Source organism: Nonomuraea sp. NPDC002799, assembly GCF_053592075.1.
On the sequence record NZ_JBSFVA010000003.1, the window covers coordinates 469,102 to 488,138 of the forward strand.

At 71.9% G+C, this 19,037-nt stretch carries 16 protein-coding genes; 11 read left to right on the plus strand and 5 right to left on the minus strand.

Annotated elements, in window-relative coordinates:
- Nucleotides 1-21: 21 nt before the first annotated feature.
- Nucleotides 22-1,383 (minus strand): type I glutamate--ammonia ligase, encoded by a 1,362-nt coding sequence (gene glnA, locus ACWD0F_RS08950; RefSeq protein ID WP_449873374.1) that lies wholly within the window; start codon nt 1,381-1,383, stop codon nt 22-24.
- A gap of 152 nt (nt 1,384-1,535) precedes the next feature.
- On the opposite strand from glnA, the gene ACWD0F_RS08955 reads away from it, so the two are divergent.
- A complete protein-coding gene (locus ACWD0F_RS08955) occupies nt 1,536-2,081 on the plus strand; it encodes an EF-hand domain-containing protein (RefSeq protein WP_449873376.1) in 546 nt (181 codons plus the stop codon).
- An 8-nt stretch (nt 2,082-2,089) separates the two neighbouring features.
- On the plus strand, nt 2,090-3,190 hold the full coding sequence (locus ACWD0F_RS08960) for a terpene synthase family protein (protein WP_449873378.1): 1,101 nt from the start codon (nt 2,090-2,092) through the stop codon (nt 3,188-3,190).
- A gap of 8 nt (nt 3,191-3,198) precedes the next feature.
- Here ACWD0F_RS08960 and ACWD0F_RS08965 read toward each other — a convergent pair whose 3' ends face one another.
- The gene (locus ACWD0F_RS08965) at nt 3,199-4,185 is read right to left on the minus strand and encodes a DUF5937 family protein (protein WP_449873380.1); all 987 of its coding nucleotides are present in this window, start codon (nt 4,183-4,185) and stop codon (nt 3,199-3,201) included.
- A gap of 59 nt (nt 4,186-4,244) precedes the next feature.
- Between ACWD0F_RS08965 and ACWD0F_RS08970 the strand changes: the two genes are divergently transcribed.
- The 9 genes from ACWD0F_RS08970 (at nt 4,245) to ACWD0F_RS09010 (ending at nt 14,999) form a co-directional block, all read left to right on the plus strand.
- Complete coding sequence (locus ACWD0F_RS08970) at nt 4,245-5,441, plus strand: MDR family MFS transporter (RefSeq protein WP_449873382.1); 1,197 nt, start codon at nt 4,245-4,247, stop codon at nt 5,439-5,441.
- Nucleotides 5,442-5,512: 71 nt separating this feature from the next.
- The gene (locus tag ACWD0F_RS08975; RefSeq protein WP_449873384.1) at nt 5,513-7,366 is read left to right on the plus strand and encodes a histidine kinase; all 1,854 of its coding nucleotides are present in this window, start codon (nt 5,513-5,515) and stop codon (nt 7,364-7,366) included.
- 49 nt (nt 7,367-7,415) lie between these two features.
- Entirely contained in the window at nt 7,416-8,867 is a 1,452-nt protein-coding gene (locus tag ACWD0F_RS08980) for a BTAD domain-containing putative transcriptional regulator (RefSeq protein ID WP_449873386.1), read from the plus strand.
- A gap of 32 nt (nt 8,868-8,899) precedes the next feature.
- The gene (locus tag ACWD0F_RS08985; RefSeq protein WP_449873388.1) at nt 8,900-10,672 is read left to right on the plus strand and encodes an NAD+ synthase; all 1,773 of its coding nucleotides are present in this window, start codon (nt 8,900-8,902) and stop codon (nt 10,670-10,672) included.
- A 49-nt stretch (nt 10,673-10,721) separates the two neighbouring features.
- Nucleotides 10,722-11,732: a hypothetical protein gene (locus tag ACWD0F_RS08990; protein ID WP_449873389.1), complete on the plus strand. Its 1,011-nt coding sequence runs from the start codon at nt 10,722-10,724 to the stop codon at nt 11,730-11,732.
- A 5-nt stretch (nt 11,733-11,737) separates the two neighbouring features.
- On the plus strand, nt 11,738-12,190 hold the full coding sequence (locus tag ACWD0F_RS08995; RefSeq protein ID WP_449873391.1) for a MarR family winged helix-turn-helix transcriptional regulator: 453 nt from the start codon (nt 11,738-11,740) through the stop codon (nt 12,188-12,190).
- Between the two features lie 136 nt (nt 12,191-12,326).
- A complete protein-coding gene (locus tag ACWD0F_RS09000; protein WP_449873393.1) occupies nt 12,327-13,664 on the plus strand; it encodes an OFA family MFS transporter in 1,338 nt (445 codons plus the stop codon).
- Between the two features lie 65 nt (nt 13,665-13,729).
- Complete coding sequence (locus ACWD0F_RS09005) at nt 13,730-13,858, plus strand: MFS transporter small subunit (RefSeq protein WP_449873395.1); 129 nt, start codon at nt 13,730-13,732, stop codon at nt 13,856-13,858.
- 61 nt (nt 13,859-13,919) lie between these two features.
- A complete protein-coding gene (locus tag ACWD0F_RS09010; RefSeq protein ID WP_449873397.1) occupies nt 13,920-14,999 on the plus strand; it encodes a DNA alkylation repair protein in 1,080 nt (359 codons plus the stop codon).
- Nucleotides 15,000-15,098: 99 nt separating this feature from the next.
- On the opposite strand, the gene ACWD0F_RS09015 is transcribed toward ACWD0F_RS09010, so the two are convergent.
- The 3 genes from ACWD0F_RS09015 to ACWD0F_RS09025 are packed head-to-tail and all read right to left on the minus strand — an operon-like array spanning nt 15,099 to nt 18,921.
- Entirely contained in the window at nt 15,099-16,325 is a 1,227-nt protein-coding gene (locus ACWD0F_RS09015; protein ID WP_449873398.1) for a hypothetical protein, read from the minus strand.
- The gene (locus tag ACWD0F_RS09020) at nt 16,322-16,726 is read right to left on the minus strand and encodes a hypothetical protein (RefSeq protein ID WP_449873400.1); all 405 of its coding nucleotides are present in this window, start codon (nt 16,724-16,726) and stop codon (nt 16,322-16,324) included. The genes ACWD0F_RS09015 and ACWD0F_RS09020 overlap by 4 nt, the downstream gene beginning before the upstream one ends.
- The gene (locus ACWD0F_RS09025; protein ID WP_449873402.1) at nt 16,723-18,921 is read right to left on the minus strand and encodes a right-handed parallel beta-helix repeat-containing protein; all 2,199 of its coding nucleotides are present in this window, start codon (nt 18,919-18,921) and stop codon (nt 16,723-16,725) included. The genes ACWD0F_RS09020 and ACWD0F_RS09025 overlap by 4 nt, the downstream gene beginning before the upstream one ends.
- Nucleotides 18,922-19,037 lie beyond the last annotated feature (116 nt).

Here is a 19,037-nt window from a genome sequence, read left to right on the forward strand (position 1 = left end):
TCCGGGTGTGCCGCTCGCCGGTCAGAGCACCGGCAGGTAGCGGCCGAGCTCGAACTCGGTGACGTGCCGGCGGTATTCGCGCCACTCCGCGCGCTTGTTGCGCAGGAAGAAGTCGAAGACGTGCTCGCCGAGCGTCTCGGCGACCAGCTCGCTGCGCTCCATGACCGCGATCGCCTCGTCGAGCGAGCCGGGCAGCGGCTGGATGCCCAGGGCGCGGCGCTCGGCGCTGGTGAGGGTCCACACGTTGTCCTCGGCGGCGGCGGGCAGCTCGTAGCCCTCCTCGATGCCCTTGAGCCCGGCCGCCAGGATCAGGGCGAACGCCAGGTAGGGGTTGCACGCCGAGTCGAGCGAGCGGAACTCGATGCGTGTCGAGCCCCCCTTGTGCGGCTTGTACATCGGCACCCGGACCAGGGCCGAGCGGTTGTTGTGGCCCCAGCACACGTAGGAGGGCGCCTCGCCGCCCTGGCCGGCGATGGCCTCGGCGCCGCCCCAGAGCCGCTTGTAGGAGTTGACCCACTGGTTGGTGATGGCGGTGATCTCGGCGGCGTGCTTGAGCAGCCCGGCGATGAACGAGCGGCCGGTCTTGGACAACTGGTAGTCCGAGCCCGCCTCGTAGAAGGCGTTGCGGTCGCCCTCGAACAGCGACATGTGCGTGTGCATGCCGGAGCCCGGGTAGTCGGTGAAGGGCTTGGGCATGAACGAGGCCCAGACGCCCTGCTCCAGCGCGACTTCCTTCATGATCAGGCGGAAGGTCATGATGTTGTCGGCCGTGGTGAGCGCGTCGGCGTAGCGCAGGTCGATCTCCTGCTGGCCGGGCGCGCCCTCGTGGTGGCTGAACTCGACGGAGATGCCCATCGACTCCAGCATCATGATCGCCTGACGGCGGAAGTCGTGGCCGGAGCTGTGCGGCGTGTGGTCGAAGTAGCCGCCGGAGTCGATCGGCTCGGGCCGCTGACCGGCCTCGGGCCGGTTCTTCAGCAGGAAGAACTCGATCTCCGGGTGGGTGTAGAAGGTGAAGCCCATGTCGGCGCACTTGGCGAGCGTGCGCTTGAGCACCCAGCGCGGATCCGCGTGGGACGGCGAGCCGTCCGGCATGAGGATGTCGCAGAAGATGCGCGCCGCGCCCGGCGTCTCACTGCGCCAGGGCAGAATCTGGAACGTGGACGGGTCGGGCTTGGCGAGCATGTCTGATTCGTAGACGCGGGCGAAGCCCTCGATGGCCGAGCCGTCGAAGCCCATCCCCTCGGAGAAGGCGCCTTCGAGCTCCGCGGGCGCGATGGCGACGGACTTGAGGAAGCCGAGCACGTCAGTGAACCAGAGCCGGATGAACCGGATGTCGCGTTCCTCGAGCGTGCGGAGCACGAACTCCTGCTGGCGGTCCAAGGCATCCCCTCATGAAGACAGTACGGGTCTCCTATCCAGGATGCCGTGTCCGTGTTTCGCACACGTTACGGGGGGTGCCGGTGCGAGCCTCGCTGACAAAGCCCCCCGCCCCACTTACTGTGATCACGCAGTCAGTCTCGGGGGAGGCATTGGTGGCTATCGACCTGCTCAATCACAAGCTCGATCGGGCGTTCGACCACATCGACGCGCGCGGCACCGGCGTCGTGGAGCGTGAGGACCTGCTCGGGCTGGGCGCCCGCATCCTGGTGGGCTTCGGAGAGTCCCCCACCTCGGTCACCGGAGCCAGCCTGGTCGGCAGCTTCGACGACATCTGGTCCACCCTGTCGCGCACGCTCGAACGCGACGGCGACTCCGGCATCGCGCGCCCGGACTTCCGTACCGCGATGAGGGCGGCGTTCGTCACCGGCGGTCACTACGACCAGGTGTTCAGACCGGCGACGGTGGCGGTGGCGGAGCTGTGCGACGCCGACCGGGACGGAAGCATCGGGCCGGGCGACTTCCGCACCATGTTGTGCGCGTTCGGGGTCGCCTACGACGACGTGGACGAGGCGTTCGACCGGCTCGACCGGATGGGCAGAGGCACGATCACCGTGGAGGAGCTGGTCCTGGCCGCCGCCGACTACTACCGCAGCGAGGACCCGAACGCCGCGGGCAACTGGCTTTTCGGGCCCTTGTGAAGGCGGCTGTGAAGACCACTGTGAAGACCGCAGCGAGCACCACCACGGAGTCCGTCACGGAATCCACCGCAGAAACCACCACGGACACCACGGGCACCACAGGCGCCACGGGCACCACGGGCACCACGGGCACCGTGTTCGCCACCGTGATCGGCACCGTGCGTGACGCGCTGCGCTCCGCGCTGACCTCGATGTTGCCGCTGCCGCGCAGGGGCGGCTCGGCGGCCCTGGCGCTGCTGCCGCTCACCGAGCGGGTGCCGGCGATGGCCACGCCGTGCCGGATGCATCCGGCCGTGTACGCGATCGAGGCCGCCGTCATCGACTGGGCCAGGAGGACCGGCCTGCGCGCCGATCCCGGCGTCGGCTACCACCGGATGGCCGGCCGCGCGTTCGCCGAGTTCGACGCGGCCGCGGCGGCGCTGTTCGCGCAGTGGCTGACCTGGCTCTTCCACCTGGACGACGAGCTCGACGAGGGGTCGTGCCCGCTGGACATCTTCCCCGGCATGCTCAGCGGCGCGGCGCGGCATCCGCTGGAGGCGGCGTTCGCGGACCTGTGGCGGGTGACGAGCGCGCGGATGAGCGACCAGTGGCGGGCCAGGTTCGCGGTCGGGCTGCAGGCGCAGTACGACGCCTGCCGCACCGAGGCCGACAACCGGGCGGCGGGCCGGATGCCGACGCTGGAGGAGTATCCGTCGTTGCGCAGGGGCACCGTGGGCCCCTACCTGTACGACCTGGTCGAGCCGTGCCTGCGGGTGGAGGTGCCGGTCTGGGTGCACGAGTGCGAGCCGTGGCAGCGGCTCGTGAGCGCGTGCAGCGACGTCACCGCCTGGTGCAACGACGTGGCGTCGCGGCCCAAGGAGCGCGGCGACGTGCACAACTTCGTGGTGCTCGCGATGCGCCAGCTCGGGCTGGGCGAGCGGGAGGCGATCGCCTGGGTCCTGGACCGGATCGAGGCGCGCTGCCAGGACATGCAGCAGGCGGCCCGGCAACTGCCGCTGCACGACCTGGAGCCGAAGGTGGCCAGGGACGTCAGCAAGGTCGCCTGCGCCTACCTCGCCGCGCCGCGCGCCCACCTCGACTGGCTGCTGGAGTCCGAGCGCTACACCTGAGCCCGGCGCTACGCCGGGGAAGGGACGAGGGAGCCGCCCGCCAGCATGTCTCCGGCGGGGGTGCGGCGGTAGACGACCTGCTTGCCGACCCGCATCCCCACCGTGAGCCCGCTGCCGCTGAGCACGCCCAGGTGCTGGCTGACCGAGCCGGGCGTGAGCGCCATGCGCGTGGCCAGCGCCGTGGTGGTGGCCGGCTCGGCGAGCGCGAGCAGGATCTGCGCCCGGCTGCGGCCGATCAGCGCGGCCAGCGCGCCGGGTGCGGGCGGCGGGCCCTGCTCCCACAACGTCCCGACGCCGAGCACCGGATAGACCAGCATCGACTGGTACGGCGCCGACATCACCGCCACCGAGGGCCACCAGAACGCGCTCGGCACCAGCACCAGGCCGTCGCCGTGCAGCCCGGTGAGCCCGTGCCCGCACCAGGGCCGGTCGATGACCAGCCGCTCCCCCGTCCAGCGCACGGTGGGGTCGAGCCCGGCGAACAGCTCGCGGGCCCCGCCCTGGGCGAGTTGCCGCGAGCGGCGCAGCACGTCGCGTTCGAGCAGCCCGTACACGCGGGGCCAGAACTCCGCGAGGCACGCCTCCCAGTACGCCTCCAGCGTGTCGGCGACCCTGGCCACCCCGGCCTCGGGGTCGGCGGCGAAGCGCGCCAGCGCCTCCCTGTCCGTGCTCGCCACCGTCAGGGCCTCCGCGCGGGCCCTTTCCGGCGGCGTGTTCCTGACCCGGTCGAGCTCGGCGCCGAACTCCGGCATCGGCGTGTCGGGCGGCGGGGTGACGAAGTCGGCGATGTAGCCGGCCGGCGGCACCAGCGCGAACAGCTCGCGCAGGTCGAACCCGGCCAGCCGGGGCCGGACGGCCTTGAGCCAGGGCAGGTGGATCGACTGCCTGGCCGGTCCCTGGAGCGTGCGCAGGCTGGCGACGAGCTCCCACAGCGGGGAGAACGCGAACCGGAGGCCGGCCACGTCCTCCGGCCTCATGGCCCAGGTTACGGACATCCTTTTAGTGTGGGCTAAATCGTTCGCCCAGCAAAACCGTAAATATCACTCTTTAGGACGTGTCGAGCGCAACTGTTGAGAAACCGTCCTTCCTCCAGTCGAAGGTCGGCGGGCTGCCCCGGGCCTTCTGGGCCCTGTGGGGCGGCACGCTGGTGAACCGCCTGGGCACCATGGTCATGCCCTTCACCGGCGTCTACCTGACCCAGAGCCGCGGCCTGTCGCTGGCCGCGGCCGGCCTGGTGATGGGCGTGTTCGGCGCCGGCTCGCTGCTGTCGCAGCTCCTGGCCGGCGTGCTCGCCGACCGCATCGGCCGCCGGGCCACCCTGTCGGGCGGCATGCTGGCCACGGCCGCGACCATGCTCGCGCTCGGCTACAGCTCCTCGCTGCCGGCGATCCTGGCCTCGATGTTCGTGCTCGGCCTGGTGATCGACGTCTACCGGCCCGCGTCCAACGCCCTGGTCGCCGACCTGGTCTCGCCCGTGGAGCGGCCCCGGGCGTACGGGCTGCTGTTCTGGGGGATCAACCTCGGCTACGCGGTCGGCATGACGGCCGGCGGCTGGCTGGCCGGGCTCGGGTTCGTCTGGTTGTTCTGGATCGACGCGCTGTCGAGCGTGGTCTTCGCCGTGCTGGTCTGGCGGGCGGTGCCCGAGACGCGGCCGGCCGCGTCCCGGGCGTCGGCGGGCGGGTTCGGCGTGGTGCTGCGCGACCGCGTGATGGTCGGCTTCACGCTGGTGTCGCTGGGCAACGCGCTGGTCTACTCGCAGACGATGACCATGCTGCCGGTGGCCATGACCCAGGTGGTGAAGCTGACGCCCGCGCAGTACGGCCTGGCCATGGCGATGAACGGCGTGCTGATCGTCCTGGTGCAGCCGCTGGTGTCGGGCTGGCTGGGGCGCAGGGACGCCGCCCGCACGTTCGCGCTGGGCCTGGCCGTCATGGGGGCCGGCTTCGCGATGACCGCGTTCGTCACCAGCACGGCCGGGCTGACCGTCACGATCGCCGTGTGGACGGCCGGCGAGATCATCACGGCCGGCATCCCGGGCGCCGTCGTGGCCGCGCTGGCGCCGCCCGAGCTGCGCGGCCGGTACGCGGGGCTGTTCGGGTTCTCGTGGTCGCTGTCGGCCGTGCTGGCGCCGCTGCTCGGCGGGCCGCTGCTGGAGCTCGGCGCCGACGTGCTCTGGTTCACCGTCGGCGGGGTCGGCGCGGTCTCCGCGGCCGGCATGCTCCTGCTCGGGCCGGCGATCCGGCGCCGTTGACACAATTTTGATCGGATAGTGGCGTCCTGCCGATAATTTCCCCCCAGACATGGGGTGGGAAGGACGGAAGGATGCGCCACGCAGGTCTGGCGCGCGGCGTGGCCATGGGCATCGCCGCGCTCGCCGTCGCCTTGGAGCTCACCGACATCTGGGTGACGGCGCGGCTGCCGCAGCCCGCGTGGACGCCGCTGCCCTTCGCGCCCGAGGACGTGGCGGGCACCGCCTTCCCGATCTTCGGCGCGATCCTCGTGCACAGCCGGCCGCGGCTGGTGATCGGCTGGCTGCTGTGCGCGGGCGGGCTGAGCGCCGCGGCCAACATCCTGTCCTGCAACCTCTTCCTGCTCTACACCGGCGATCCGTCGAACGGCCGGCTGATCATCAACCTGACCTGGAACGTGCTGCAGCTCACCCTCGGCGTGCTGCTCCCGCTGCTCTACCCGGCCGGCACGCTGCCGTCGAGGCGGTGGCGCTGGGTCGTCGCCCTGGCCCTGGCCGGGATGGCGCTCGACTGGGGCGCCGTCCTGACCGAGCAGCGGACGCTCAGGGAAGCCGCTCACTGGACGGTCTCGGCGGCCATGGCGCTGGCGTTCTCCTCGCTGGTGGTGCGCTTCAGGCGTGGCGACGCGATCCAGCGGCGGCAGTTGCTCTGGCTGCTCGTGACCCTGCCGGGCCTGCTCGTCCCGTGGATCTGGGGCGATCCGCTGTGGTGGGTGGCCTCGCTGACCATCCCGCTGATCCCGGCGGCCATCGCGGTGGCCGTGCTGCGCTACCGGCTGTTCGGCATCGACACGCTGATCAGCAGGGCGCTGGTGGGCACGGGGCTGGCGGTCGGGATCATGGGCGTGTACGTGGCGGTGAGCGCGGCCTCCAGCGTGTTCCTGTCGGAGGTGGACCGGGTCGCCGGGATCGCGGCGGCGGTGTTCGCCGGGGCGGCCTTCCAGCCGCTGCGGCGGGGGCTGCTGCGCGTGGTGGACCGGCTCCTGTACGGCAGCACCGGCGTGCCCGCCGCGCTGGCCAGGCGGTTGCGGCACCGGCTCCAGCACACCGACCCGGTGCACGGGCTGCTGGCCACGCTGGACACCCTGCGCGAGGGGTTGTCGGTGACGGGCGTGGCGGTCGAGGTGGACGGGATCACGACCACGTCCGGGCTGGTGGGCCCGGGCGTCAGGACGATCGCGCTGGTGTGGCACGGGGAGCCGGTCGGGCTGCTGCTGATCGGGCCGACGGGCCGGCGCAGGTTCCCGGCCGCCCACGACGAGCGGGTGATCGGGACGCTCGCGCCGTACATCGCCGACGCCGCGCACGCCGTCCGCCTGACGGCGGCGCTGCAGCGCTCCCGCGAGCGCATCCTGACCGCGCGCGAGGAGGAGCGGCGGCGGCTGCGCCGCGACCTGCACGACGGGCTCGGCCAGTCGCTCACCGGCATGGCCATGTCGATCAACGTGGCGCGCCGGGCCGTGCGCCACTCGCCGGAGCAGGCCGACCGGCTGCTCGCCGACCTGCGGGCCGGGATGGACGCGGTCAGCGGCGACATCAGGCAGCTCGTGTACGGCCTGCGCCCGCCCGCGCTCGACGAGCTGGGCCTGGCCGGGGCGGTCGAAGAGCTGGCCATGGCGCCGATCGAGACCTCCGGCGACCTGACGGGACTGCCGGCGGCGGCCGAGGTGGCGGCGTACCGCATCGTGCAGGAGGCGCTCACCAACGCCCGCAAGCACGCCCACGCCGGCCGGATCGCGATCACGATCCGGCGCGACGACTGGTTGCGCGTGACGATCGCCGACGACGGCGCCGGCGTCGCGCCGGGCGCGCGGCCGGGTGTGGGCCTGGCCTCCATGCTGGAGCGGGCCGCCGAGCTCGGCGGCACCTGCGCCGTACGCGACGCCGAAGGAGGGGGCACCGTTGTGCACGCCGATCTTCCCCTGTGAGATTTCGCCATATACCCAGACACGTTCTCCCTCTACAGTTACGCCTGACATGCTGACATTCACCGCGCTGGGACCGTTCCAGGTCTGGTCCGGCGGCGCCCCCCTCGATCTCGGCGGCCAGCGGCAGCAAGCGGTGCTCGCGCGCCTGCTCGTGGCCGGCGGCCGTGCCGTGCCCGTGAGCACCCTCATCGACGAGCTCTGGCCGGGCAGCCCGCCCGCGCAGGCCCTGTCCACGATCCAGGGCTACGTCTCCCGCCTGCGCCGCGCCCTCGAACCCGGCCGCGCGCCCCGCGAGGAGGCGGGCGTGCTGGTCTCCGCCCCGCCCGGCTACGCGTTGCGGGCCGGGGCCGAGCAGGTGGACGCCTGGCGGTTCGAGAGCCTGGTGAAGTCGGAGGGCGCCGCGTCGCAGGTGTGGGCGGCCATGGACGCCGCGCTGGGGTTGTGGCGGGGGCCGGCGCTGGCCGAGTTCAGCGAGCTGAGCTGGGCCGCGACCGAGGCGGGCCGGCTGGAGGAGCTGCGGCTGATCGCGGTCGAGCGGCGGGCCGACGCCGGGCTCGCGCTGGGCCGGGCGACGTCGCTGGTGGCCGACCTGGAGGCGCACGCGTCGGCCCACCCGCTGCGGGAGGAGGCCTGGCGGCTGCTCGCCGTGGCCCTCTACCGGATGGGCCGCCAGGGCGACGCGCTGGGAGCGCTGCGCAGGGCGCGCTCGGTCTGGCGGGACGAGCTGGGCCTGGACCTGTCGGCGGGGCTGAAGCGCCTGGAGGCCGACATGCTGGCCCAGCGCCTGGAGGAGCGGGAGCCGCCCGCGCTCGACGCGACGCCCGCCGGGGTGCTGCGCGTGCTGGTGGCCGATGACCAGGCGCTCGTCCGGGCCGGGCTGCGGGCGATGCTGGACAGCGAGCCGGGGGTGGCGCTGGCGGGCGAGGCGGCCAACGGCGAGGAGGCGATCGCGGGCGTCCGCGCGACGCGCCCCGACGTGGTGCTGCTCGACATCCAGATGCCGCACCTGGACGGCCTGGCCGCCGCCCGCCGGATCCTGGCCGCGGACCGGCCGCCGAAAGTCGTCATGATGACCACGTTCGGCAGTGACGAGAATCTCTACGCCGCCTTACGGGCGGGCGTGAGCGGGTTCGTGCTGAAGACGTCGGCCCCCGAGCAGTTCCTGGCGGCGATCAGGGCGGCCGCGGCCGGGGACGCGCTCATCGATCCCGCGATGACCACGCGGCTGATCTCGGCCTTCGCCGGGCGCAGCGACCCGGCCTCTCCCCCGGCGCTGGCCGGTCTGTCGGAGGCCCGGCTCGACGTGCTCAAGCTCGTCGCCAGGGGTCTGACCAACCGCCAGATCGGGCAGACCCTCGCGCTGCCGGAGGAGGAGGCGGCGTTGCTGGTCAAGTCCCTGCTGGAGCATCTCGGGCTTTTCGACCGCGCACAATTGGTTATGGCCGCTTATGAGTCAGGTTTAGTGACTCCTGGAGACAAGTCTTACTTTTCGTCGCTTTGACGATAAAAAAGGGGTCGTACTAGGCTGGTCGCGTGGCCCAACTCCGCATTGCCCTGGCACAGACGAACCCGACCGTCGGAGACCTCGACGCCAACGCCGACCGGCTCGTCGCGTGGACCCGCGATGCCGCCGAGCGCGAGGCCCATCTCGTGGTGTTCACCGAGATGGTCCTCACCGGCTATCCCGTGGAGGACCTGGTGCTGCGCACGTCCTTCGTGGACGCCAGCATCCGGGCGCTGGAGGAGCTGGCGCGCCGGCTGGAGCGTGAGGGTCTGGGCCACCTCCCTGTGGTGGTCGGCTACGTCGACCGCGCCGGCCTGGCCCCGCGCATGGGGCAGCCCAAGGGCGCGCCGCTGGACGCGGCGGCCCTGCTCCACCAGGGCGCGGTGGTCACCCGCACGGCCAAGCATCACCTGCCCAACTACGGGGTGTTCGACGAATACCGCTACTTCGTGCGCGGCGACCGGCTGCCGATCTTCCGGCTGCACGGCGTGGACGTGGCGATCGCGGTCTGCGAGGACCTCTGGCAGGAGGGCGGCCCCGTGTCCGTCGTGGGGCAGGCGGGCGCCGGGCTGCTGATCGCGCCGAACGCCTCGCCGTACGAGAAGGACAAGGACGACGTGCGGCTGGAGCTGTGCGCGCGGCGGGCCCGCGAGGCGGGATGCGCGCTCGTCTACGTGAACCAGGTCGGCGGGCAGGACGAGCTGGTCTTCGACGGCGACTCCATCGTGGTGGACGCCTCGGGCGAGCCGGTGGCGCGCGGCGCCCAGTTCCGCGAGGAGCTGCTGGTCGTGGATCTGGACCTGCCGGTCTCGGAGGCCGAGACGGGGACCTTCCCGTACGACGCGGGCGACGGCTCCTCGATCACGGTCGAGCGCCTGGTGCTCTCCCAGGACCCCGTGGCGCCGTACGAGCCGCTGCCCGGCGGGATCGCCGAGCGGCTGGACCCGTACGCGGAGGTCTACGCCGCGCTGGTGCTGGCGGTGCGCGACTACGTCGCCAAGAACGGTTTCGAGTCGGTCATCCTGGGCCTGTCCGGCGGCATCGACTCGGCGCTGACCGCCACGATCGCCGCCGACGCCATCGGCCCCTCGCGCGTCCACGTGGTCCTCATGCCCTCGCGTTACTCCTCCGACCACTCGCTGGCCGACGCGCAGGAGCTGGTGCGCCGGCAGGGCATCCACTCCCAGATCGTGCCGATCGCCGACATCGTCACCGCCTTCGAGAAGGAGGTCGAGCTGTCGGGCCTGGCCGCCGAGAACCTCCAGGCGCGGGTGCGCGGCATGATCCTCATGGGCCTGTCCAACCAGCACGGGCACCTGGTGCTGACGACCGGCAACAAGAGCGAGCTGGCGACCGGCTACTCGACCCTCTACGGCGACTCGGCCGGCGGCTTCGCACCGATCAAGGACGTGCTGAAGACGATGGTGTGGGAGCTGTCCAGGTGGCGCAACGCGCACACCGCCCCCGGCTTCCTGCTGAGCGCCGAGCGGCCGATCCCGGAGGACTCGATCTCCAAGGAGCCGAGCGCCGAGCTCCGGCCCGACCAGCGCGACACCGACTCGCTGCCGCCGTACGAGGTGCTGGACCGGCTGCTGGACGACTATGTGGAGAAGGACATGGGCTCGCGGGAGCTCATCGCGGCCGGGCACGATCCGGCGCTGGTCACGCGGGTGATCCGGCTGGTGGACCTGGCCGAGTACAAGCGCCGCCAGTATCCGCCGGGCCCCAAGATCACCCCGAAGAACTTCGGCCGGGACCGCCGCCTGCCCATCACGAACCGCTGGAGGGAGACGACCGGCTAGGCCGGCCTGAATTGTTCAGCAGGCTGAATGATTCCGCATAATGTTCAGCATGCTGAAGAACTTGTCGGCCGGACAGGTGCTCATCGCCGGTGTGATCGCCAGCGCGGTGCTCACCGGGCTGGTCTGGCTCCTGGGGCAACGTCTGCACGGCATCGCCCTGCTGCCCGACCAGGGGGCTTCCTGGTATTACTGGAAGCTCCCCGAGCCGACCTTCTGGACCAGGCTGTCGGCGTGGAGCTGCTACGCGGCGCACCAGATCGCGTTCTGGTGGCTGATCCACTACGCCCGGACCAGGGTCGGCCGCTACACCTCGGGGCTGCACCCGATCAACGTCGTGGCGCTCGCGGTCAACTTCGGCTTCATCGTCCTGCACCTGCTCCAGACGCAGCTCTTCTACGACGGGCTGGCCCAGGACGTGTCGATCTTCAGCTCCCAGGGCTCGGTGATCCTGGTGCTGGTGGCGGTGCTGCTCATGGAGAACCGGCGGCGCGGCCTGTTCTTCGGCCGTCCTGGGCCCATCCGGCAGGAGATCATCGACTTCGCCCGCCGCTACCACGGCTACCTGTTCAGCTGGGCGGCCGTCTACACCTTCTGGTACCACCCGGCCGAGAACACCAGCGGGCACCTGATCGGGTTCATGTACATGTTCCTGCTGCTGCTCCAGGGCAGCCTCTTCCTGACCAGGGCGCACACGAACCGCTGGTGGACGCTCACCCTGGAGCTGGCCGTGGCGGCGCACGGGACGCTGGTGGCCGTCATGAACAGCGGCCCCGGCGGGAAGTGGCCGATGTTCCTGTTCGGCTTCCTCGGGGTCTTCATCGTCACCCAGATGCACGGGCTGGGGCTCGGGCGCCGGGCGCGGTGGCTGCTGGGGCTCGGTTACGCGGGCGCGGCGCTCGCCGTGTACGCACTGCGCGGCGGGGTCACCGGCGTGCCGGAGGTGGTGCGGATCCCGGCGGTCGAGTACGCGCTGGTCGGCGTACTGGCGTTGCTGGCCTGGCTCGGCCTGCGCGCCGCCCGCCTGGCACGCCCGGAGCCGGCGGGACGTCTGGAAGAATGATCGGCGTGGAGGACCCGGGATTCGCCGCCGGCGCCGCCGGGCAGGTGCGGGCCGACATCGGCTCCTGGCCCACCGGCCGCCTGCTGTCCGTGGCCGCCCGGCTGGTCGAGCGGCGCTTCGACGACTTCCTGGCCGCCCACCAGCTCACCCACGCGGGCCTGATCGTGCTCCACCACCTGACCGGCGGCCCGCGCACGCAGCGCGAGCTGGCCACCGCCTGCCGGGTGACCGACCAGACGATGAGCCGGACGATCGAGCGCCTGCGCCGCTCCGGCTACACCGGCAAGCGCACCGACGACCGCGACCGCCGCCGGATGCTGGTGGAGCTCACCCCCGCCGGCGCGGAGGTCCTGGCGCACGCCCGCGAGAGGGAGCGCGACTCCGCCGATCTGCTCGGCGGGGTCGAGGACTACACCCGCTTTCGCGAGGAGCTGATCCGGCTCATCACGGTCACCTGACCGCCGTTCGCCGATCGTTTCTGACCGCTCGCCGTAAAGTCCGGTAAGCCTGCATACAGTATGTGGTACCGGTAAAAGCGTGGCAGACAGCACGAGGCTCACAAATCGCACCGGGCTCCTCAGTCGTTCCCGAACCGTGGCGCCGCCCGCGTGGAGCCGGTGGCTGATCCCGCCGGCGGCGCTCTCCGTCCATCTGGCCATCGGGCAGGCGTACGCGTGGAGCGTGTTCAAGCCCGCCCTTGAGACGTCACTCGGATTGACGGGCACGCAGAGCGCCCTGCCGTTCCAGCTCGGCATCGTCATGCTGGGCCTGTCGGCGGCCTTCGGCGGCACGCTGGTGGAGCGCAACGGGCCGCGCTGGGCGATGTTCGTCTCGATGATCTGCTTCTCCTCCGGCTTCCTGCTGTCGGCGCTCGGCGTGGCCACCCGGCAGTACTGGCTGGTCGTCGTCGGTTACGGCGGCGTGGGCGGCATCGGGCTCGGCATCGGCTACATCTCGCCGGTCTCCACGCTGATCAAGTGGTTCCCGGACCGGCCCGGCATGGCGACGGGCATCGCGATCATGGGGTTCGGCGGCGGAGCCCTCATCGCCGCGCCGTGGTCGGCGCAGATGCTCGAATCCTTCGGCTCGGACACCGGCGGGATCGCCACGACGTTCCTCGTGCACGGCGTCGTCTACGCGGTCTTCATGTCGATGGGGGTGGCGCTGGTGCGCGTCCCGGCGGAGGGCTGGTCGCCGCCGGACTGGTCGCCGCAGGCGGTCGCGGCGCGCAAGCTCGTCACGACGGCCGACGTCTCGGCCCGCAACGCCATCCGCACCCCGCAGTTCCTCTGCCTGTGGATCGTGTTGTGCTGCAACGTCACGGCGGGCATCGGCATCCTGGAGAAGGCCGCGCCGATGATCAGGGACTTCTTCTCCGGTACGGCGACGCCCGTCGCGGTGGGCGCGGCGGCCGGCTTCGTCGCGCTGCTGTCGCTGGCGAACATGATCGGGCGGTTCGTCTGGTCGTCCACCTCGGACCTGATCGGGCGCAAGAACATGTACCGCGTCTACCTGGGGGTCGGGGCGCTGCTGTACCTGGTGATCGCGCTGGCGGGGAACTCCTCCAGGCCGCTGTTCATCCTGTGCGCGCTCGGCATCCTGTCCTTCTACGGCGGCGGGTTCGCGACGATCCCGGCGTACCTGAAGGACCTGTTCGGCACCTACCAGGTCGGCGCGATCCACGGCCGCCTGCTCACGGCCTGGTCCACGGCGGGCGTGCTCGGGCCACTGATCGTCAACGCGATCGCGGACGCGCAGAAGACCGCCGGGCGGTCCGGGCCGGCCCTCTACACGACCTCGCTGTACGTGATGATCGGGCTGCTCGCGGTGGGCCTGCTCGCCAACGAGCTGATCCGGCCGGTGCACGAGCGGCACCACGAGCGGCCGGCGAAGGCGCGGCCGGTGGCTGAGGAAGGGCAGGCGGCCAGGTGACCTCGAACTTCAGCGGCGGAGGAGAGGACGGGCGGTCGGATGACCTCGGCGGCGGGAGGACGAGCATGACCTCGGATGCGGTGGCGCCCCGGCGGACGGCCCTGATGGTGGTGGTGTGGGCCTGGGTGGGCCTGCCGTTCGCGTTCGGGCTCTATGAGCTGGTGCTGAAGCTCACGCAGTTGTTCGCCGGCTGAACTGACGGCGGCCTTGCTGACGGCGGCTGAAACTGTCGGTGGCGGCTGGCAAGGTGTCCGCGTGGCCCAACCGCTCAAAGACATGATCAACGCCCAGTCCGTCTCCGTGCTCGCCGACGGGCTCGCCGCCGCCTGGGCGCCGTTCCCCCGAGCCGGGTTCATCGCGCGGGCGCTGACCGGCCTCGACGGACTGGAGCTCAAGGACCGGGTCAGACACGTGGCCACGGCGCTGCACGACGCCCTGCCCCTCCCCTATCCGCAGGCCGCCGAAATCGTGCGCGAGTGCGCCTCGCGGGCGGCGCTCACCATGTGGAGCGGCTGGCCGCTCACCGACCACACTGCCACCAGAGGTCTCGATCACCTGGAAGCGGCGATGTCCACGCTGGCCGTCCTGACGCCCTACGCCACGGGCGAGTTCGCCGTGCGCCCCTACTTGGAGCTCTACCGGGACGACGCCCTGAAGATCCTCTCCGGCTGGGCGGAGTCGCCCGACGAGCACCTGCGCCGGCTCGCCTCGGAAGGCTCCCGCCCGCGCCTGCCATGGGCGGGGCGGGTGGAGTGGCTGATGACGCCCGGCCCGACGTTGCCCCTGCTCGACCGGCTGCGCGACGACCCGAGCGAATACGTGCGCCGTTCGGTCGCCAACCACGTCAACGACCTGGCCAGGGATCATCCGGAGCCTGCTCTTGAGCTGCTCGCCCGCTGGCGTTCCGACGGGGGCTCCCACGTGGAGCAGGTCGTGCGGCACGCCGCGCGCGGATTGTTGCGCGCCGGCCATCCCGAGGCGCTGGCGTTGCTGGGCGCCACGCCGGGCAGCGGCGCGGTCGACGCGCTGGCGCTGCACGCGGACACGGTGGTCATCGGCGGCAAGCTGACCTTCACCGTCACGGTCACGGCGGAGGCGCCGGGGCCGCTCCTGCTGAAATACGCCATCCGCCGTCCGGGCTCACGCCGGGTGTTCCATCTCGGCCAACGCGCGGCCACGGGCGCCGGGGCCGCGTTCACCGTGCGCAAGAGCCACTCGTTCCGCCCCGTCACCACCCGCCGCGAGCCCCCCGGCCCCCGCGAGCTCGACGTCATCGTCAACGGCCGGGTGGCCGCGAGCACCCCCTTCACCCTGACCGACGACCGACCTCGGTAGGCCGCACCGCCCGGCTCTGGCCGACGACCCACCTCGGTAGCCGCACCACCCGACAGCCCGCACCACCCGGCTCTGTCAGCAGGTGGCACACGCCCCAGCTCAGACGGCGAACAGCAGGGTCAGGCCCCCGATCGTGTAGCAGACCATCAGCACGAACAGCGGGATCTGCCCGGCCACCGCGCGGGCGGGCGGCAGGAGGCGGACCGAGCGGTCGTGCGCGGCCACCACGCCCACGACGTGGCCGATCACGATGGCCAGCACCTGGACGGTGGCGATCGTGGCCGGATCCACGGCGTTCGGGTCCGGCCTGGCGTCCAGGCCCAGCGCCAGGATGATCGCGTGCCTGCCCTCGATGACCAGCAGCGAGAAGTAGTGCGCGACCAGGTAGCCGATGGCGATCGGCACCAGGGAGTGGGCGAAGCGGGCGGTCAGCCCCGGGGTGCCGCCGATGAGGGCGGCGGCCTGGAGGCAGAGGGCGTACAGGACGGCCACGCCGGCGACGGCCGCCAGCAGGCCGAGCGTGCCCAGCCCGGTGCGGCCGAGCGGGCTCGTCTGCAAAGCCCCGACCCAGGCGGGCGCGGTGGCGAAGCCGTCGTAACCGGTGCCGCCCAGCAGGACGCAGACGGTGGCGACCAGGCCGGGCGCGGACCGGATGGCGTCGAGGCCGTCGAACGGGTTGCGCAGCACGCGCTTGCCGTCGGCCCTCCTGCCCAGGGGCGACACCTGGCCGATCAGGGTCGAGTACACCTCGAACGGATCGCCGCGCTCCAGCCAGGCGTGCCCGTACACGAGGGTGCCGGCGAGCTGCGCGGCGCCGTACAGGGTGAAGAAGAGCAGCAGCGTGCCGGGCGCGGCGGGCTCGGGCGCGACCAGCTCCATCCAGGTGAACGCGAGCAGCCCCCCGGCGGCCGGCCAGTAGCCGAGGCGGCGCGGCAGCGGCCGGCGCGGCCGGTCGGGCAGCAGCCGGAACGGGCTCAGCGTCCGCCACACCGGTCCCAGCAGCAGCGACGCGGGCACCAGACCCACCCAGAAGAGCACATACACCAGGTACGGCCCCGCGTTCTCGTCCACGGGGCCGGCGACGAGCCAGCCCAGCGTGTAGAGGGCGACGAGGAGGGTCAGGATGCGCGGCGGCCGGTCGGGCAGGCGTACCGCGATCACCCGGCCCGCCCGGTCGCCACGGAAGCGGGGGTCGGCCCAGAGCAACCCGAGGGCCAGGAACGACACGACGAGCGCCGCGAACGCGCCCGCGTAGGCGTAGAAGAGCGGGATCGGCAGATCGGACCGCCCGCCGACACCGTGCGCGAGCAGCAGCTCGCCCGTCATCGGACCGCCAGCTGGGTGAGGACGAGCCCGCTCTCGTGCGTCTCCACCTCGAACACCCCGCTCAGATCGGCGGTGAACCGCACGGTGACGGGCACGCCCGGCCGCAGCCGCGCCGTCAGGTCGTAGCCGTGCACGTGCAGCTCGTCGGCCACGTCGCTGGTCACCGTGATGCTGACCTGCCGTCCCTTGACCACCTCCAGCCACCCCGGCGGCGGGCTCACCCGTCCGCCGGTCACGCTGATCTCGGCATCGGCCCGCCCGCCCGGAGCCTCCGTCGCGACCTCGTGGCTGTTGCCCGGATCGCGATGGGTCTGCGACAACGGCCCGCACCCGCAGACGAGCACCCCGGCCGCCAGCGCGGCCAGAGCGGCGCCCGCCGCGCGCCGCCCGGCTCCGCTCACGCCGGCACCTCGGTCTCGGCGGGCCTCTCCTCGGCCGTACGGCTCCGCCTCGGCGCCAGCACCACGACCGCGCTCAGCACCCAGAACCCGGTGACCAGCCCGCGCACCCATCCCGGCCCCAGCGGCACGAGCGGAATCAGGTACACCAGCCGGTCGAAGGCATCGGCGACGGCCAGCGCCCCCACCACGATCGTGAACCAGCCGAACACCGGCCGCCCGCCCCGCAGCGCCGCCCCGAGGCAGAGCCACCACGCCGCCATGAGCAGCAGCGCCACCCCGGCCTGCGGCGGGCTGTCCACGACCGCCGCCACGACGTCGAACGCGAGCCCGGCGACCCCGGCGGCGGTCCCCGCCACGATCAGCCGATGCCGGCGCCGGACGGCTGTCGCCTTGAACTGCGGCCGTTCACCGGCGGTGACAGCCGCCGCCTTGAACTGCGGCCGATCGCCGACGGTGACAGCCGCCGCCTCGGGCTGCGGCCGATCGCCGGCGGCGACGGCCGTCGCCTCGGGCTGCGCGCCGGCGGAGCGGCGTGCGGTGCGCCTGGAGCGCCACCAGAACAGCCCCGCCAGCAGCCCCAGCACCACCGAGCCGCCCAAGGCGAGTTGCGCCTCCACCTTGGCGAGCCCCGACGCCCCGAACCAGTCGCATCCGGCCGGCAGCCGGGCCTCGGAAGCGCTGAAGTCGGCGCACAGGTAGAGCTTGACGAGCTTCACGGGCTCGGCCAGGATCCGGCTCGACCCGCCCGACAGCGCGGGCGCCGCCGCCCCGCACACCGGCAGCACGGCCGGCGACGACGCGCCCGTGTCCCCCTGCCAGCAGTTGCCCGTGCCCTGCCCGTCCCACCACACGTCCAGCCCGTTCGGCCGCCGCTCCCCCGTCGGGCTCAGGCCGAACACGTTGCCCTCGTAACGGTTGTGGTCGGAGGTGTCGGCCTGCTTGCTCAGGTCGCTCTCGCCCCTGATGAACGCGGGCACGCCGAACAGGTGGAACGCCGCCCGCTCGTGCCCCCACAGGCGGTTGTCCCTGAACACGTTGTAGTTGCCGCCCGCCACCAGGATCCCCGTCCCCGACGGCACGCCGACCTGCGAGCACACCACGCCCCGCTCGTAGCCGCGCTCGGCCGGGGGTTTGGCGCAGGTGCCGTCGCGGGTGTAGCGGTAATAGTCGCGGTTGTTGTCGTAGATCCTGTTGTTCTCGAACTTGGCGTGGTTCTGCGGCAGGCCGGGGTGGGAGGGCCAGAGGCTGTCCATCGTGGCGCCGACCATGTTGTCGTAGAAGTCGTTGTCGTGCACCCAGAGCGAGTCGCCGGCGGTGCCCGAGTAGCCGAGCGCGTTGTCGTGGCTCTTGCAGCGGCGGATCTCGATGGCGTAGCGGGAGACGTCGTGGCCCCGATCGGCGTTGAGGTTGGAGGCGCTGCCCGGGTAGAGGCCGCCGTCGCCGTTGCCGTACGCCTCGCAGTCGGTGTAGAGGCCGTGGTCGCTGGCGAAGGTGAGGAAGCCGTACTCGTCGTTCCAGCGGGTGAGGACCTGGTCGATGACGAAACCATCGGTTTCCAGGACGTACAGGGAGTTGAACGTGGTGCGCTGGGCGGTGAAGTTCTTGAAGTAGACGCCGTCGGTACGGTCGGCGCGGACGGCGTTGAGCTTGCGGTACTCCGCGTCGATGATCACGTCCAGGGGGCCGGCCCCGGTGCCCTGGATCTGCAGGTCCTTCTTGTCGAGGATGGCGACGAGGTTCTGGTTGTGGGGGCACTGCCGCTGCTGCTCGAAGCTGAGGATCTGGTAGCCCCAGTCGGACCAGCGCGCGGGCAAGCGGGCGCAGTCGCCGGTGGGGGCGGGCTGGCTGGGCTCCTCGCGGTAGAGGCCGGGGAGGATGGCGATCGTCATGCCGGGGCGGTCGACCCGGTCGACGGCCTCCTGGAGGTGCCGGACCCCTTTTCGCTGACATGTCGCGAAGAGGTCAAGGTTGCGCTGTTGGAGCTCCGCCGGAAAATTCGCGATACGACGCTCGAAGTCGGCTTTGTCGGTCTTGCAGACGAGCAGATCCGGCTCGCTCGCCCGCAACGACGGCACCGTGCCCGTGCCGTCGGGAAGCGTCACCGGACGTTCCTCGTGGGCGAAGGCAGCGCCGCCGGGTAACAGCAGAACGGCCGCGAGCGCGACCATCATCGCGATCTTTCGCATGGGGGGCATGGCCGCGAGAGTAGAACAATGCTCACGTTCTGCCTAGGCCAGAATGATCATTTGTTGACCGCGCCTGAACAGACGTCCTCCCCCGGAAGAGCGACGGCCTGGTCCGGCGGCGATCG